10 protein-coding genes are annotated in these 15,039 nt (G+C 65.3%); 6 read left to right on the plus strand and 4 right to left on the minus strand.

Going from position 1 to position 15,039, the window contains the following annotated elements:
• Positions 1–46: 46 nt before the first annotated feature.
• From AC2CQI_RS23465 to speA, 4 genes are all read left to right on the plus strand, one after another.
• Positions 47–1,117 carry a DUF2333 family protein gene (locus AC2CQI_RS23465; protein ID WP_484578027.1) on the plus strand — a complete coding sequence of 357 codons (1,071 nt, stop codon included), beginning with the start codon at positions 47–49 and terminating at the stop codon, positions 1,115–1,117.
• Between the two features lies 1 nt (position 1,118).
• Positions 1,119–1,655, plus strand: a complete 537-nt coding sequence (locus AC2CQI_RS23470) for an NUDIX hydrolase (RefSeq protein WP_484578028.1) — start codon at positions 1,119–1,121, stop codon at positions 1,653–1,655.
• Positions 1,656–1,849: 194 nt separating this feature from the next.
• Positions 1,850–2,221, plus strand: coding sequence for a translation initiation factor Sui1 (locus AC2CQI_RS23475; RefSeq protein ID WP_075804673.1), 372 nt, complete (start codon positions 1,850–1,852; stop codon positions 2,219–2,221).
• A gap of 149 nt (positions 2,222–2,370) precedes the next feature.
• Complete coding sequence (gene speA / locus AC2CQI_RS23480; RefSeq protein WP_075804672.1) at positions 2,371–4,284, plus strand: arginine decarboxylase; 1,914 nt, start codon at positions 2,371–2,373, stop codon at positions 4,282–4,284.
• 146 nt (positions 4,285–4,430) lie between these two features.
• Here the strand turns inward: speA and AC2CQI_RS23485 are convergent, their stop codons facing one another.
• The 3 genes from AC2CQI_RS23485 to AC2CQI_RS23495 all read right to left on the minus strand — a co-directional run bounded on the left by AC2CQI_RS23485 (position 4,431) and on the right by AC2CQI_RS23495 (position 6,986).
• Positions 4,431–4,856 (minus strand): hypothetical protein, encoded by a 426-nt coding sequence (locus AC2CQI_RS23485; RefSeq protein ID WP_484578029.1) that lies wholly within the window; start codon positions 4,854–4,856, stop codon positions 4,431–4,433.
• Complete coding sequence (locus AC2CQI_RS23490; RefSeq protein WP_484578030.1) at positions 4,834–5,220, minus strand: polymorphic toxin type 44 domain-containing protein; 387 nt, start codon at positions 5,218–5,220, stop codon at positions 4,834–4,836. Before AC2CQI_RS23490 ends, AC2CQI_RS23485 begins: the two co-directional genes overlap by 23 nt.
• Positions 5,221–5,651: 431 nt before the next feature.
• A complete protein-coding gene (locus tag AC2CQI_RS23495; protein ID WP_484578031.1) occupies positions 5,652–6,986 on the minus strand; it encodes an MATE family efflux transporter in 1,335 nt (444 codons plus the stop codon).
• A 220-nt stretch (positions 6,987–7,206) separates the two neighbouring features.
• Here AC2CQI_RS23495 and AC2CQI_RS23500 point away from each other — a divergent pair, with 220 nt between their 5' ends.
• Complete coding sequence (locus AC2CQI_RS23500; protein WP_484578032.1) at positions 7,207–12,105, plus strand: alpha-2-macroglobulin family protein; 4,899 nt, start codon at positions 7,207–7,209, stop codon at positions 12,103–12,105.
• A 91-nt stretch (positions 12,106–12,196) separates the two neighbouring features.
• Here AC2CQI_RS23500 and AC2CQI_RS23505 read toward each other — a convergent pair whose 3' ends face one another.
• Positions 12,197–12,490, minus strand: a complete 294-nt coding sequence (locus AC2CQI_RS23505) for a hypothetical protein (protein ID WP_075804668.1) — start codon at positions 12,488–12,490, stop codon at positions 12,197–12,199.
• Between the two features lie 80 nt (positions 12,491–12,570).
• On the opposite strand from AC2CQI_RS23505, the gene pbpC reads away from it, so the two are divergent.
• Positions 12,571–14,925 (plus strand): peptidoglycan glycosyltransferase PbpC, encoded by a 2,355-nt coding sequence (pbpC, locus tag AC2CQI_RS23510; protein ID WP_484578033.1) that lies wholly within the window; start codon positions 12,571–12,573, stop codon positions 14,923–14,925.
• Positions 14,926–15,039 lie beyond the last annotated feature (114 nt).

The following is a 15,039-nucleotide window of genomic DNA, read 5'->3' on the forward strand; positions in this document are numbered from 1 at the left end:
CGGCGGTCGAACCCTGCACATGCCCTGACTGAATAAGGACAACGCCATGCTGGACTGGAAAAACCGTAAAGGCGGCGCCGAGGCGCGCGAGGACCGCAGCGCCAAACGCGAGACGGCGAGCGGCAGCTACTTCCGTGGCCTGCTCAGCCGCTCGCTGGGTGCGCTGATCGGTGTCTACCTGGTCGTGACCATCGCCCTCGGCTGGTACTGGAGCGAGGAGCCCGACCTGTTCCCGGTCCAGCAGAGCGCCCAGGCCGCCGCCGAGCGCAACGGCCAGCAGATGGTGGTTGGCTACACCACCATCGAAACCCTCAAGACCGTCGCTGGCACCCTGCTCAACAAGCCGGGCGGCTACATCTCCAACGACCGCTTCCCGCCGGGCCTGTGGATGGACAACATGCCGAGCTGGGAATACGGCGTGCTGGTCCAGGTCCGTGACCTGTCCCGCGCCCTGCGCAAGGACTTCGCCCGCTCCCAGTCGCAGTCTACCGAAGACGCCGACCTGGCCAAGGCCGAGCCGCGCTTCAACTTCGACAACAAGAGCTGGATCCTGCCGTCGAGCGAGTCCGAGTTCGAGGAAGGCATCAAGTCGCTGAACCGCTACCAGGCCCGTCTGGCCGCCGGTGACTCGGGCGCCATCTTCTATACCCGCGCCGACAACCTGAACAACTGGCTGGGCGATGTGGCCACCCGCCTGGGTTCGTTGTCCCAGCGTCTGTCGGCCAGCGTTGGCCGGGTCAAGCTGAACAGCACGCTGAAGACCGAAGTGGTGGTGCCAGGCCAGGCGCCGCAGGTCGACGAGGAAATGGTCGAGACTCCGTGGCTGCAGATCGACAACGTCTTCTACGAGGCCCGCGGCCAGGCCTGGGCCTTGTCGCACCTGCTGCGCGCCATCGAGGTGGACTTCGCCGACGTGCTGGCGAAGAAGAACGCCACCGTCAGCGTGCGCCAGATCATCCGCGAGCTGGAGGCGTCCCAGGAACCGCTGTGGAGCCCGATGGTGCTGAACGGCAGCGGCTTCGGCATGTGGGCCAACCACTCGCTGGTCATGGCCAACTACATCTCCCGGGCCAACGCCGCGGTCATCGACCTGCGCCAGTTGCTGTCGCAGGGCTGATATGACCATCAGCGAGAAAGAGGCGGCGCACCGTGCCGCCTCGGACCAGGAACAGGTCGCCTGGGTCGATGCCGACGACCAACTGCTTGGCGCGCTGCCTCGCGCCGAGTTGCGCGAACGCGGGCTGATCGGGCGCTGCACCTTCATCCTGCTGTTCAACAGCGCCGGCCAGTTGTGCATCCACAAGCGCACCCTGAGCAAGGCGTTGTATCCGGGCTACTGGGATGTAGCGGCCGGCGGCATGGTCGCGGCCGGCGAGGCGTACGCCGAATCGGCGGCGCGGGAGCTGGAAGAAGAGCTGGGCGTGAGCGGCGTCGAAATGCGTCCCCATGACCGTTTCTTCTTCGACGTGCCGGGCAACCGCCTGTGGTGCGCGGTGTTCTCGGCGGTCTGGGACGGCCCCCTGCACTTGCAGCCGGAAGAGGTCAGCGAGGCCCGTTTCGTCAACCCGGAAGTGGTCTGGGAAGAGTCGCAGACACTGCCGTATTGCCCCGACTCCCTCGCTGCATTGGCCCGGGCGCTCGACCGGCAATCCTGACGTCGCAATATTTGTCCAAATTGGCGCAGTTCTGTACTTAGCAAGTGGGACATTTGCCGTTACACTGCGCGGCCTTTTTACCCTGCCGCGAACCCTTCGTGGCAGGTGCGCTGCCCCTGCCAGAGTGGGGCTTCGCGGTCGTGGCCCGTCCGGGTCGGCGACCAGTTTTTTGTCCTCAAACGTGAGGATCAAAAGTGGCCAAGAAAGCCTCGTCATTCTCCGCCCTTGGCGGCCTGGTGTTCTCCACCGATGCAGGTCGGCATTGTCCGGACTGCAACCAACCCATCGATGCCTGCATCTGCAAGCAGACGCTCATCCCGGAAGGTGATGGCATCGCCCGTGTGCGTCGCGAAAGCAAAGGTCGCGGCGGCAAGACGGTGACCACCATCAGCGGCGTGCCCCTGCCGCTCGAACAGCTCAAGGACCTGGCCAGCACCCTGAAACGGCGCTGCGGTACCGGTGGCGCGTTGAAAGACGGCGTCATCGAAATCCAGGGCGACCATGTCGAGCTGCTGCTCGGCGAGTTGATCAAGCAGGGTTTCAAAGCGAAGAAATCCGGCGGTTGATCGCTGGCAGCGGTGCTCTTCAGCCTGCGTCTAAACTCGTTGCCTTGTGAAGGGTCCAAACCCGAACAGGGAAAATCGTCATTTTCATTTTCTACACTGCGCCATCCCGCATGGCCGGTGTTATCTGACTTTCTTTATAGGGGACTTCGATGTCCGTACGACGCACACGCAAAGACGATGGCAGCCAATGGACCGTGGCCGACAGCCGCAGTGTTTACGGGATTCGCCATTGGGGCGCGGGCTATTTCGCGATCAATGAAGCCGGGCGTGTCGAAGTGCGCCCCAACGGCCCGGGCAGCGCGCCGATCGACCTGTACGAGCAGGTCGACGAACTGCGCAAGAGCGGCCTGTCGCTGCCGCTGCTGGTGCGCTTCCCTGACATCCTGCAGGACCGCGTGCGCCAGCTGACCGGCGCCTTCGACGCCAACATCGCGCGCCTGGAATACCAGAGCCAGTACACCGCCCTGTACCCGATCAAGGTCAACCAGCAGGAAGCGGTGGTCGAGAACATCATCGCCACCCAGAACGTCTCCATCGGCCTCGAAGCCGGCTCCAAGCCGGAGCTGCTGGCGGTGCTGGCACTGGCACCGAAGGGCGGCACCATCGTCTGCAACGGCTACAAGGACCGCGAGTTCATCCGCCTGGCGCTGATGGGCCAGAAGCTCGGCCACAACGTGTTCATCGTCATCGAGAAAGAGTCGGAAGTGGCCCTGGTGATCGAGGAAGCTGCCGAGCTCAAGGTCAAGCCACAGGTCGGCCTGCGCGTGCGCCTGTCGTCGCTCGCGTCGAGCAAATGGGCCGATACCGGGGGCGAGAAGTCCAAGTTCGGTCTTTCCGCTGCGCAACTGATCTCTGTGGTGCAGCGCTTCCGTGACGCCGGTCTCGACCAGGGCATCCGCCTGCTGCACTTCCACATGGGTTCGCAGATCGCCAACCTGGCCGACTACCAGCACGGCTTCAAGGAAGCCATCCGTTACTACGGCGAACTGCGTGCCCTCGGCCTGCCGGTGGACCATATCGACGTCGGTGGCGGCCTGGGCGTCGACTACGACGGCACTCACTCGCGCAATGCCAGCTCGATCAACTACGACATGGACGACTATGCCGGTGTCGTGGTCGGCATGCTCAAGGAATTCTGCGATGCCCAGGGCCTGCCGCATCCGCACATCTTCTCGGAGAGTGGCCGCTCGCTGACCGCGCACCACGCCATGCTGGTGATCCAGGTCACCGACGTCGAGAAGCACAACGACGAAGTGCCGACCATCGAGAACAAGGAAGCCCTGCCGGAAACCGTGCAATGGCTGGTCGATCTGCTCGGCCCGACCGATATCGAGATGGTCACCGAGACCTACTGGCGTGCCACCCACTACATGAGTGACGTGGCCGCGCAGTACGCCGATGGCAAGATCAGCCTGTCCGAGAAGGCCCTGGCCGAGCAGTGCTACTTCGCCGTCTGCCGGCGCCTGCACAACTCGCTCAAGGCGCGTCAGCGCTCGCACCGCCAGGTGCTGGACGAGCTTAACGACAAGCTGGCCGACAAGTACATCTGCAACTTCTCGGTGTTCCAGAGCCTGCCGGACACCTGGGCCATCGGCCAGGTGTTGCCGATCATCCCGCTGCACCGTCTCGACGAAGAACCGCTGCGTCGTGCGGTGCTGCAGGACCTGACCTGCGACTCCGACGGCAAGATCAACCAGTACGTCGACGAGCAGAGCATCGAGACCAGCATGCCGGTGCACTCGGTCAATGAAGGCGAGGATTACCTGCTGGGCGTATTCCTGGTCGGTGCGTACCAGGAGATCCTGGGTGACATGCACAACCTGTTCGGTGATACCGACTCGGTGAACATCTACCAGAACCCGAATGGCAGCGTGTACCACGCCGGCATCGAGACCCACGACACCATCGAGGACATGCTGCGTTACGTGCACCTGTCGCCGGAGGAGTTGATGACTCACTACCGTGACAAGGTGGCCAGTGCACGGCTCAGCGAACGTGAGCGCACGCAGTTCCTCGATGCGCTGCGGCTGGGGCTGACGCGGTCTTCGTATCTGTCGTCGTAAGGCTTTGCCGATGTAGAAAAGGCCCGCTCCCGGGATTTCGGGGGCGGGCCTTTTTTGTGGGCTGATCAGGCAGCCGTATTGCTCCTGCTGGCCTCATCGCTGGCTTGCCAGCGATGAGGTCATCAGCAGCACCCTGGACTTTGGTGCTACTCGCTGGTCGCCGTCAGATCGATGAGAACAGGTTTGATCTCATTGTCTTCCCGCAATAGCGATGTACTGGTGAAGCTGTAGACGCTGTCGTGTGTCTGGGCGGTGATCTTCAGACCGTCTACAGCGGTAATGGCACCTGGATGTCTGGTAACCAGGAACGGCGTGTGATCACACAGCATTTTGAGCGCCTCGGCTTCGTCGGACTGCCGGCTGGCGACGAAGTAGAGGTAGGTCATGGGAACCGTGGCGCCGCCGCTGTTACTCAGTACTTCGTAGACAGCGCTGTGGGTACCGATGGGGTAGCTGTTGATGATCTTGCTCAGTTCAGGTTTTGGACCAGGTGTGAAGATCCACAGCGACTGGGCTGCAATCACCAGCAGTAATCCGATGATCAGCCACTTAGTACCCGAGGAACTTCGCATACTCAATGCCCTTCTTGATCCATTGTTGATCTCTTGGGTCGTCGCCATAGGGGGCATTGAACCACCAGCTTCCATATTCCGGTTTACCAGTACCTGCTCTGACTTGTGCCCATCCGGCTCCTCTAAGCAGTACCTCTGCCGAAATGCCAGCTGCCGTACCGCAGGCGCCGTAGTTGAGGTTTCCGAAGGCCTCGTAATCGCGACCTTGTTGCTTGTAGTCCCAGGCACCCCGGTTTCTGACTTTGGTGTAGAACCAGGAAAAAAGAAATGAGGTTCCGCCTTTGCTGAAGAAATTCTTTTTACTTTGGGCTTCGCGCATGTTGCTCTCGACCGAGACGCCGGGAGGGTTTTTTGGAACTGGCATGAGATGTCCTTTTCGTTTGATCTGTTTATTAAGGTCTCCCTTCCTTGGGACGTTGCTTTTTCCGCCTGCGGGGCAGCAGCGTCAACGATAGGTATGTGACAGCTTGTGTTGTGCGAGGGCGTTGTCAGTGTCCCCACCGATGTATGCCGACTCTGAATTTGGTGGCTAACGGAGATTCCTGTAGGAGCTGGCTTGCCTGCGATGGACCGTGCAGCGGTCCCAAAATCTGCCCCCACCGAGTATCTGGATAAATGCAATCCATCAGGCGCTGAATCCAAATCCTGATCCAATCCTTGGCTCGTGCTGGATGGTCTTTGGGACCGCTTTGCGGTCCATCGCAGGCAAGCCAGCTCCTACAGTGACGGCGTCGAGCGTGCTTCCTGAGGCTGGCCGAGAACCCTGTGGGAGCTGGCTTGCCAGCGATGAGGCCATCAGCAAAACCACCCATCCCGCCGCTGCAACCGCCACCCCATCACCCCCAGCGTCCCGCCGCGCACCGCCATGAACAGCAGGAACGCCAGCCACAACCCATGATTCCCCAGATCCCGCGCCAACCAGGCAAAGGGCAGGGCGATCACCACGCTGAGCAACATTGCATTCCTCATTTCCCGTGCCCGCGTCGCGCCGATGAACAGCCCGTCCAGCACATAGCTCCACACCGCAATCAATGGAAGCAGTGCCAGGTACGGCAGGTACTCGAACGCGGTCTCGCGCACGCTGGGGATATCGGTCTGCATGGCGATGAACAGATGCCCGCCGAACAGGAACAACAGCGCGAACCCAAGGCTGGCAATCAGCGACCAGCCACTGGCCACCGTCAACGAGCGCCGCAGCGCATCCCGGTCCCGCGCGCCGATCGCATGCCCGCACAATGCCTCCACCGCATGGGCCAGCCCGTCCAGGGCATAGGCCGTGACCAGCAAGCCATTGAGCAGCAGCGCATTGGCCGCCACCGTCGCTTCACCCAGCCGCGCGCCCTGCACCGTGATCAGGAAGAACACCCCCTGCAACGCCAGGCTGCGGATAAAGATGTCGCGGTTGACGCTGAGCAGCGGCCGCCAGTTCTGCCAGCGCGCCAGCAGCGGCCACACTACCCGCCCCGGATAGGCGCGCAGCGAGGGGCGGGTCAGGGCGAGGCCGAGGAGGGCGGCGACCCATTCGGAAATCACCGAAGCCCGCGCCGAACCGACCACGCCCCAGTCCAGTCCCAGCACGAACCACAGGTTGAGGACGATGTTCAGCAGGTTGGTGGTCAGCAGGATCATCAACGGCGCCCGGGCGTTCTGCGTGCCGAGGAACCAGCCGACCAGGGCATAGGTGGCCAGCGCCGCCGGCAGGCCGAGCAGGCGGGTGGTGAAGAAGTCCCGCGTGCCCTGTTCCAGCTCTGCACCCGGCTGCATCAGGCCAAGGGCCAGGTGACTGAGGGGGATCGCCAGCAGACCGAGGGTGAGGGCGAAGAGCAGCGCCAGGCTCAGGCCCTGTACCAACACCTGGCGCAGGCCGTCGCCATCGGAGCGGCCGGCAGCCTGGGCGGCAAAGCCGGTTGAACCCATGCGCAGGAAACCGAGCACCCCCACCAGCAGGGTGTAGAGGCTGGCGCCGACCGCTACCGAACCCAACTGGTGGGCATGGGGCAGGTGACCGATGACGGTGCTGTCGACCAGGGCCACCAGGGGCACCGAGATGTTCGACAGGATCATCGGCGCGGCCAGGGCCCAGACCTTGTGATGGGTGGGGCGGTGGCGCCAGTCTTTTAGCAGAGACATTCAAGAAGTCCTTGTGAGTTTTGGGACCGCTTCGCGGTCCTTCGCGAGCAAGCTCGCTCCCACAGGGGGAGTGCAGTGGGTCGCCAGCCGGACATTCTACCCACCTGACGGCACTTTGCTCGGTGAACCCTGTCTCACCTCGGCACCGCTCCCCGGTGAAACCGCGGACCTTGATATATAGTTTCCCGTCTGCCCCCTGCTGCCCTGAGAGTTTTCTCCCATGCTGAACAAAGGATTGTGGCTGGCCTGCGCGCTGGCGCTGCTGAGTGCCTGCGACTCGTCTGTTTCCGAAAAAACCGCTCCGGCCCCGGCTGAGAAAGCCGCCGCCCCGGCCGCCAGCGCGCCGAAGGTCGATGACGCGACCCTGGCCCAGCGCTACGCCGGTCGCGAGCTGAACGTGGTGGATGTCTCGGAAGTGCAGGTCGATGGCGCCAGTGCCCTGTCGGTGACCTTCTCCGCCCCGCTGCAAGACGACCAGCGCTTCGCCGAGCGCCTGCACCTGGTAGACACCACCAAGGGCAAGGTCGACGGTGCCTGGGAACTCTCCGACAACCGCATGGAACTGCGCCTGCGCCACCTCGAGCCCAAGCGCAAGCTGGTGCTGACCATCGATGCCGGCCTGCGCAGCCTGAATGGCAACCAGCTCGCCAACGAATACGTCAGCCGCCTGGAAACCCGCGACATGCAGCCGAGCATCGGCTTCGCCAGCCGCGGCTCGCTGCTGCCGACCCGTCTGGCCGAAGGCCTGCCGGTGATCGCCCTGAACGTGAACAAGGTCGAGGTGGAGTTCTTCCGCATCAAGCCTGAGGCGCTGCCGAGCTTCCTCGGCGCCTGGGGCCGCAGCAGCTCGCTGCAAAGCTATGAAGCCAACGACCTGTTGCCGATGGCCGACCTGGTCTACGCCGGCCGCTTCGACCTCAACCCGCCGGCCAACACCCGCGAAACCCTGCTGCTGCCCATGGCCGGGATCAAGCCCCTGCAGGAAGCCGGGGTGTACCTGGCGGTGATGCGCGAGGCCGGCACCTACAACTATTCGCAGCCGGCGACCCTTTTCACCCTCAGCGACATCGGCCTGTCGGTGCACCGCTACAGCAATCGCCTGGATGTCTTCACCCAGGCCCTGGAAGGCGGCAAGGCGCTGGGCGCGATCGACCTCGACCTGCTCGACCACGACGGCAAGGTCCTCGCCCAGGGCAAGACCGACAGCGACGGCCATGCGCAACTGCCCCTGCCACCCAAGGCCGACGTGCTGCTGGCACGCCAGGGTGCCAACACCACGATGCTGCGCCTGAACAGCTCGGCCCTGGACCTCTCCGAATTCACCGTCACCGGCCCCCAGGCCAACCCGCTGCAACTCTTCGTCTTTGGCCCGCGCGACCTGTATCGCCCGGGTGAAACCGTGCTGCTCAACGGCCTGCTGCGCGACCAGGACGGCAAGCCGGTGAAGAGCCAGCCGATCAATGTCGAAGTGCGCCGGCCGGATGAGCAGGTCAGCCGCAAGTTCGTCTGGGAGGCGGATGCCAACGGTTTCTACCAGTACCAGCTGCAACTGGCCGGCGAAGCGCCGACCGGGCGCTGGCAACTGCTGTTCGACCTCGGCGGCGGACACAAGCAAGTCTACGAAGTGCTGGTGGAAGACTTCCTGCCTGAACGCCTGGCCCTGGAACTGAAGGGCAGCGATACCCCGCTGAGCCCGGATGAAACCGCGGAAATCAGCGTCAATGGCCGTTACCTCTACGGCGCCCCGGCGGCAGGCAATCGTCTCAGCGGCCAGGTCTACGTGCGTCCGTTGCGTGAAGCCGTCCCGGCACTGCCCGGCTATCAGTTCGGCTCGATCACCGAAGAAGACCTGAGCCACGACCTGGAACTGGAAGAGTCCACCCTCGATGCTGACGGCGAAGCCACCCTCGCCATCGCCAGCGAATGGGCCGAAGCCCGCTCGCCACTGCAACTCACCGTGCAGGCCAGCCTGCAGGAGTCCGGTGGCCGTCCGATCACCCGCCGCCTTGAGCAACCGATCTGGCCGGCGGACCATCTGCCGGGTCTGCGCGGCCTGTTCGATGGCGAGGAAACCGACGGCGATGCCCCGGTGGAAATCGAGCTGCTGATGGCCGACCGCGACGGCAACAAGCTGGCTGCCGACAACCTGCGGGTGCGCCTGGTCCGCGAGCGTCGCGACTACTACTGGAACTACTCGCAGAGCGACGGCTGGAGCTACAACTTCAACGAGAAGTACCTCACCGAAAGCGAACAGAGCGTCAGCGTGCCGAAGGGCAGCACCACCAAGCTGAGCTTCCCGGTGGAGTGGGGCCCGTACCGCGTCGAGGTGGAAGACCCGGACACCGGTATCACCAGCAGCCTGCGCTTCTGGGCCGGCTACCGCGCCCAGGACAACGCCGACGGCGGCGCGGTACGCCCGGACCAGGTACGCCTGGCCCTGGACAAACCGGCCTACAACGACGGCGACACCGCCACGGTCACGGTCACCCCGCCGGCGGCCGGCAAGGGCTACCTGATGGTCGAAGGCGGCGACGGCCCGCTGTGGTGGCAGGAGATCGACGTGCCTGCCGAGGGCAAGGCCTTCGAGATCAAGCTCGATCCGAAATGGGCCCGCCATGACCTCTATGTCAGCGCCCTGGTGATCCGCCCTGGCGAGCGCAAGGCCAATGTCACGCCCAAGCGCGCCGTTGGCGTGCTGCACCTGCCGCTGGACCGCGCCCAGCGCAAGCTGGCGGTGACCCTCGACGCCCCGGAGAAGATGCGACCCAAGCATCCATTGACCGTGAATATCCAGGCGCACAATGCCGACGGCAGCGTGCCGAAGCAGGTCCAGGTGCTGCTCGCCGCCGTGGACGTGGGCATCCTCAACATCACCAGCTACGTCACCCCGGACCCGTTCACCGGCATGTTCGGGCGCAAGGCCTACGGCGCCGACCAACTGGATATCTACGGCCAATTGATCGAAGCCGGCCAGGGTCGCCTGGCCAGCCTGGCCTTCGGTGGTGACGCCGGCATGGCCAAGGGCGGCAAGCGTCCGGACACCAGCGTGACCATCGTTGCCCTGCAAAGCGCCCCGGTCACCCTGGATGCCGAAGGCAAGGGCCAGGCCACGGTGGATATCCCCGACTTCAACGGCGAACTGCGGCTGATGGCCCAGGCCTGGAGCGAAGACCGCTTCGGCGTGGCCGAGGCCAAGACCGTGGTCGCTGCGCCGCTGATCGCCGAGCTGTCGGCGCCGCGCTTCCTCGCCGGCGGCGACCGCACCAGCCTGGCGCTGGACCTGTCGAACCTGTCCGGCCAGGACCAGACCCTCGCCGTGGCCCTGGCCACCGAAGGCCAGCTGGACCTGCAAGGCCAGTCCCACCAGTCGCTGAAGCTCAAGCAGGGCCAGCGCGTCACCCTGAAGATCCCGGTGCAGGCCACCGGCGGCTACGGCCAGGGCCGCGTCACCGTGCGCGTCGATGGCCTGGTGCTGCCGGGCGAAACCGATACCGGCTTCTCCCGCGACTGGACCCTGGGCATCCGCCCCGCCTACCCGGCGCAGCTCAAGCACTACCGCGTGGCGCTGAACGGTGGTGAGCCGTGGACCCTGCCCGAGCAGGACCTGGCGACCTTCGAACCGGCCGGCCTGGAAGGCACCCTGGCGCTGTCCAGCCGCCCGCCGCTGAACCTTGCCGAGCAGATCCGGGCGCTGAAGGCCTACCCCTATGGCTGCGCCGAGCAGACCACCAGTGGCCTGTACCCGTCGCTCTACGCTGATGCCGCGACCCTCAAGCGCCTGGGCATCACCGGCGAGCCGGCAGATGCGCGCAAGCGCAAGATCGAAATCGGCATCGAGCACCTGCTGGGCATGCAGCGCTACAACGGCAGCTTCGGCCTGTGGAGTTCCGACGGCGAAGAGGAATACTGGCTGACCGCCTATGTCACCGACTTCCTCCTGCGTGCCCGTGACCAGGGCTTCGCCGTACCGCCGGACGCCCTGAAAAAGGCCAGCGAGCGCCTGCTGCGTTATGTGCAGGAGCGCAACCTGATCGAGGTGAACTACAGCGAGAACGCCGAGCACAGCCGCTTTGCCGTACAGGCCTACGCGGCACTGGTGCTGTCGCGCAGCAAGCAGGCGCCGCTGGGTGCGCTGCGCAGCCTGTTCGAGCGTCGTGCCGATGCCCGTTCCGGCCTGCCGCTGGTGCAACTGGCGATCGCCCTCGACACCATGGGCGACAAGCCGCGGGCCGATCAGGCGCTGATCGCCGGCCTTGCAGCGGGTCGTGAGAAGGGCTGGCTGGCCGACTATGGCAGCTCGCTGCGTGACCAGGCGTTGATCATCGCGCTGCTGGATGAATACAAGCTGGCGAGCAAGGACATTCCGGATCGCCTGTTCAAGCTCTCCGATCAACTGGCCGGCAGCCAATGGTTGTCGACCCAGGAGCGCAATGCGCTGTTCCTCGCCGGCCGTGGCCTGGCGCTGCAGCCGGAAGGCAACTGGACGGCGCAACTGGACAGCGCCGGGCAGACCCGCGAGCTGGGCCCGGAGCAGTCCGGCCTGCATCTGGGAGGTGCGTTGCTGGCTTCGCCGCTGAGCGTGCGCAACGACGGCGACAAGACCCTGTACCAGCGTCTGACCCTGTCCGGCTATCCACGCCAGGCACCGCCGGCCAGCGGCAACAACATGAGCATCCGCCGCGACTACCTGGGCATGAACGGCCAGGCGCTGGACCTGAAATCGCTGGAAAGTGGTGATCTGGTGCTGGTGCACCTGGCGATCCAGGCCAAGGAGCGGGTGCCGGATGCGCTGGTGGTGGACCTGCTGCCGGCGGGCCTGGAACTGGAGAACCAGAACCTCGCGCAAAGTGCTGCCAGCCTGGACAACGCCAGCAGCGCGGTGAAGCAATGGCGTGAAGCGATGGAGAATGCCAACGTGGTGCACCAGGAGTATCGCGATGACCGCTATGTCGCCGCGCTGAACCTGGATGGCTACGGCACCACCCACCTGCTGTACCTGGCGCGGGCGGTGACCCCGGGCAGCTACCGGATTCCGCCGGCGCAGGTCGAGTCGATGTACCGGCCGGACTGGCAGGCGGTGGGGGAGAGTGCAGGAGAGATGGTCATCAAGGGTCGCTGAGCCCTCGAGGGCCTCATCGCTGGCAAGCCAGCTCCCACAGGTTCAGCGGTGCACGCGGTCCCTGTGGGAGCTGGCTTGCCAGCGATGCTTTTCAATGCACCACCCAACTCAACACCCACAACCCCAGCAGCGCCCAGATGATCCCCGCAATCACCGATGCCCGCATGAACGCCCGCACCGCCGAATACAGCAACAGCAGCCCGATGATCAGGATCAGGATGCTGATCAGCGAGGTATCCATCCCCAGGGTGTTGGCCAACCCGTCGATGAACTTCGTCCCGGCACTGGCCAGCATGGCGAACAATCCGCTGAGCAGGTCCACCACGAACTTGATGACGGCGCCCAGCGCCTGGCCCAGCCACTCGAAAAAACCTTCTACCCGCATGGTCGTGTCCTGATGATCGTCACAGCATTCGCGCTGCCTTCCAGCCTTTGGCCATCATTGGGCCGCCTCGGTTCCCGACCATGTTCAGCTTAGCCCTGCCACGGGGGCGCAAGGCCCGTCTGGCGAGTATCGCGGGGCTGTCGGCACTGGCCCTGATCGCCCTGCTATGGCTGGCTGACCGCGTCTGGCCATTGCCACTGCCCGCCGACGACCTGGCCCGGGTCGTCCTGGCCGAAGACGGCACGCCACTGTGGCGCTTCGCCGATGCCGATGGCGTATGGCGCTATCCGGTGTCGGTGGACGAAGTCTCGCCGCTCTACCTGCAAGCCCTGCTGACCTACGAGGACCGCTGGTTCTACAGCCATCCCGGGGTCAACCCGCTGTCTCTCGGCCGCGCCGCCTGGCAGAACCTCAGCGGTGGCCGGGTGCTGTCCGGCGGCAGCACCCTGTCGATGCAGGTGGCGCGCCTGCTCGATCCCCATGAACGAACCCTGCCCGGCAAACTGCGCCAACTCTGGCGTACCCTGCAACTGGAATGGCACCTGTCCAAGCGCGAGATCCTCGAGATCTACCTCAACCGCGCGCCCTTCGGCGGTACCCTGCAAGGCGTAGCGGCGGCGAGTTGGGCGTACCTCGGCAAGCAGCCGAGCCAACTGACGCCCGCCGAAGCGGCGCTGCTCGCGGTATTGCCCCAGGCTCCCAGTCGCCTGCGTCCGGATCGCCATCCGCAACGCGCCACGGCGGCCCGCGACAAGGTCCTGCAACGCCTCGGCGAATATCAGGTGTGGCCGGAAAAGCAGATCAGCGAAGCGACGGAGGAACCCCTGCTCCTGGCGCCGCGTCAGGAACCCGCGCTGGCCCCGCTGTTGGCCCGACGCCTGAACCGCGCCGACAGTCCTCCGCTGATCCGCACCACCCTCGATGCCAGCCTGCAACGCCGCCTCGAAGACCTCCTCGCCGGCTGGCGTGCGCGCCTGCCCGAGCGCACCTCGGCGGCGATCCTGGTGGTGGAATCCGAGACCATGGCCGTGCGCGCCTACCTCGGCTCGGTGGACCTCACCGACGAGCGCCGCTTCGGCCATGTCGACATGATCAGCGCCTGGCGCTCGCCGGGTTCGACCCTCAAGCCATTCCTTTACGGCATGGCCATGGACGACGGCCTGATCCATTCCGAATCGCTGCTCCAGGATGTACCGCGGCGCTACGGCGACTACCGCCCCGGCAACTTCTCCATGGGCTTCAGTGGTCCGGTGGCGGCCAGTTCGGCGCTGTCGTTGTCGCTCAACCTGCCGGCGGTGCAATTGCTCGAAGCCTACGGGCCGAAGCGCTTTGCCGCGCAACTGCGGGCCGGCGGCATCCCCATCAGCCTGCCGGCCCTGGCCGAGCCCAACCTGGCGCTGATCCTCGGCGGGGGCGGCAGTCGCCTTGAAGACCTGGTCAGCGGCTACAGCGCCTTCGCCCGCGACGGCATGAGCGCCAGCCTGCGCCTGCAACCGGATGTACCGCTGGTGGAGCGGCGCATGCTCTCGCCGGGGGCGGCGTGGATCGTGCGGCGCATCCTCAGCGGTCAGGCGCGGCCTGACCGTGATCCCCACGCCGAACTGGTGCAGCGTCCGCAACTGGCCTGGAAGACCGGCACCAGCTACGGCTTCCGCGATGCCTGGTCGATCGGCGTCGGGCCGCGCTACCTGATCGGCGTGTGGATCGGCCGCCCCGATGGCACGCCGGTGCCGGGCCAGTTCGGCCTGGCCTCGGCAGCGCCGCTGATGTTGCAAGTCCATGACGTGCTGAGTAACCGCGACAGCCAGCGCGGTATTCGCACGCCGGTCCCGTCGGTGCCGGCCAGCGTTGGTGTGGCGGCGATCTGCTGGCCGCAGGGCCAGCCGCTGGCGCGCAGCGATGGCAACTGTCGGCGCCAGCGTTTCGCCTGGACCCTCGACGGCACCACACCACCGACCCTGCTGGCGCAGGACCAGCCACTGGGTGTCGGTTTGCTGGAGCATGTCTGGGTCAATGATCAGGGGCTGCGGGTTGACGCCACCTGCCCGGGCGCACAGTCCCGGGACATCGCCCTGTGGCCGGCGCCGCTGGAGCCCTGGCTGACCCGGGCCGAGCGCCGCGACGCCCGGCTGCCGGCCATCGATCCGAGCTGCCCGCCACAGGTGCCGGCCAGTGCGCCGCCGTTGTCCATCGTCGGGGTGCGCCAGGGCGACCAGCTCCGGCGCCCGGCGACCAGCCGCGAGGCGCTGCAACTGGACCTGTCGGCGTTGGGCGGCGATGGCCAGCGCTGGTGGTTCCTCAATGGTGCCCCCCTGGGCGAGAGCGCCGGGCAGGACGTGCTCAAGGCGCGCTTCGACGCCGCCGGTCAGTACGAATTGAGTGTGCTCGACGCCAGCGGGCAGACCGCCCGCCTGACGTTCCAGGTCAGCGACTGACGTCATAGAGCGCGCCCGGAAAATCGCCGCGAATGCGCGGCGATTTGGCGTCAGATACCCGTCAATTGGTTATAGCGCGAAAGTCGAAGTGCTATCACTGCGCCCTGATCACTA

The sequence above is a fragment of the Pseudomonas sp. P2S-1 genome (assembly GCF_057197725.1).

Excerpts from the sequence above, each read along its gene's own strand:
- AC2CQI_RS23465 (WP_484578027.1), top strand. The coding sequence starts at position 47 with ATGCTGGACTGGAAAAACCGTAAAGGCGGCGCCGAGGCGCGCGAGGAC.
- AC2CQI_RS23470 (WP_484578028.1), top strand. The coding sequence starts at position 1,119 with ATGACCATCAGCGAGAAAGAGGCGGCGCACCGTGCCGCCTCGGACCAG.
- speA (WP_075804672.1), top strand. The coding sequence starts at position 2,371 with ATGTCCGTACGACGCACACGCAAAGACGATGGCAGCCAATGGACCGTG.
- AC2CQI_RS23485 (WP_484578029.1), bottom strand. The coding sequence starts at position 4,856 with ATGCGAAGTTCCTCGGGTACTAAGTGGCTGATCATCGGATTACTGCTG.
- AC2CQI_RS23490 (WP_484578030.1), bottom strand. The coding sequence starts at position 5,220 with ATGCCAGTTCCAAAAAACCCTCCCGGCGTCTCGGTCGAGAGCAACATG.
- AC2CQI_RS23495 (WP_484578031.1), bottom strand. The coding sequence starts at position 6,986 with ATGTCTCTGCTAAAAGACTGGCGCCACCGCCCCACCCATCACAAGGTC.
- AC2CQI_RS23500 (WP_484578032.1), top strand. The coding sequence starts at position 7,207 with ATGCTGAACAAAGGATTGTGGCTGGCCTGCGCGCTGGCGCTGCTGAGT.
- AC2CQI_RS23505 (WP_075804668.1), bottom strand. The coding sequence starts at position 12,490 with ATGCGGGTAGAAGGTTTTTTCGAGTGGCTGGGCCAGGCGCTGGGCGCC.
- pbpC (WP_484578033.1), top strand. The coding sequence starts at position 12,571 with ATGTTCAGCTTAGCCCTGCCACGGGGGCGCAAGGCCCGTCTGGCGAGT.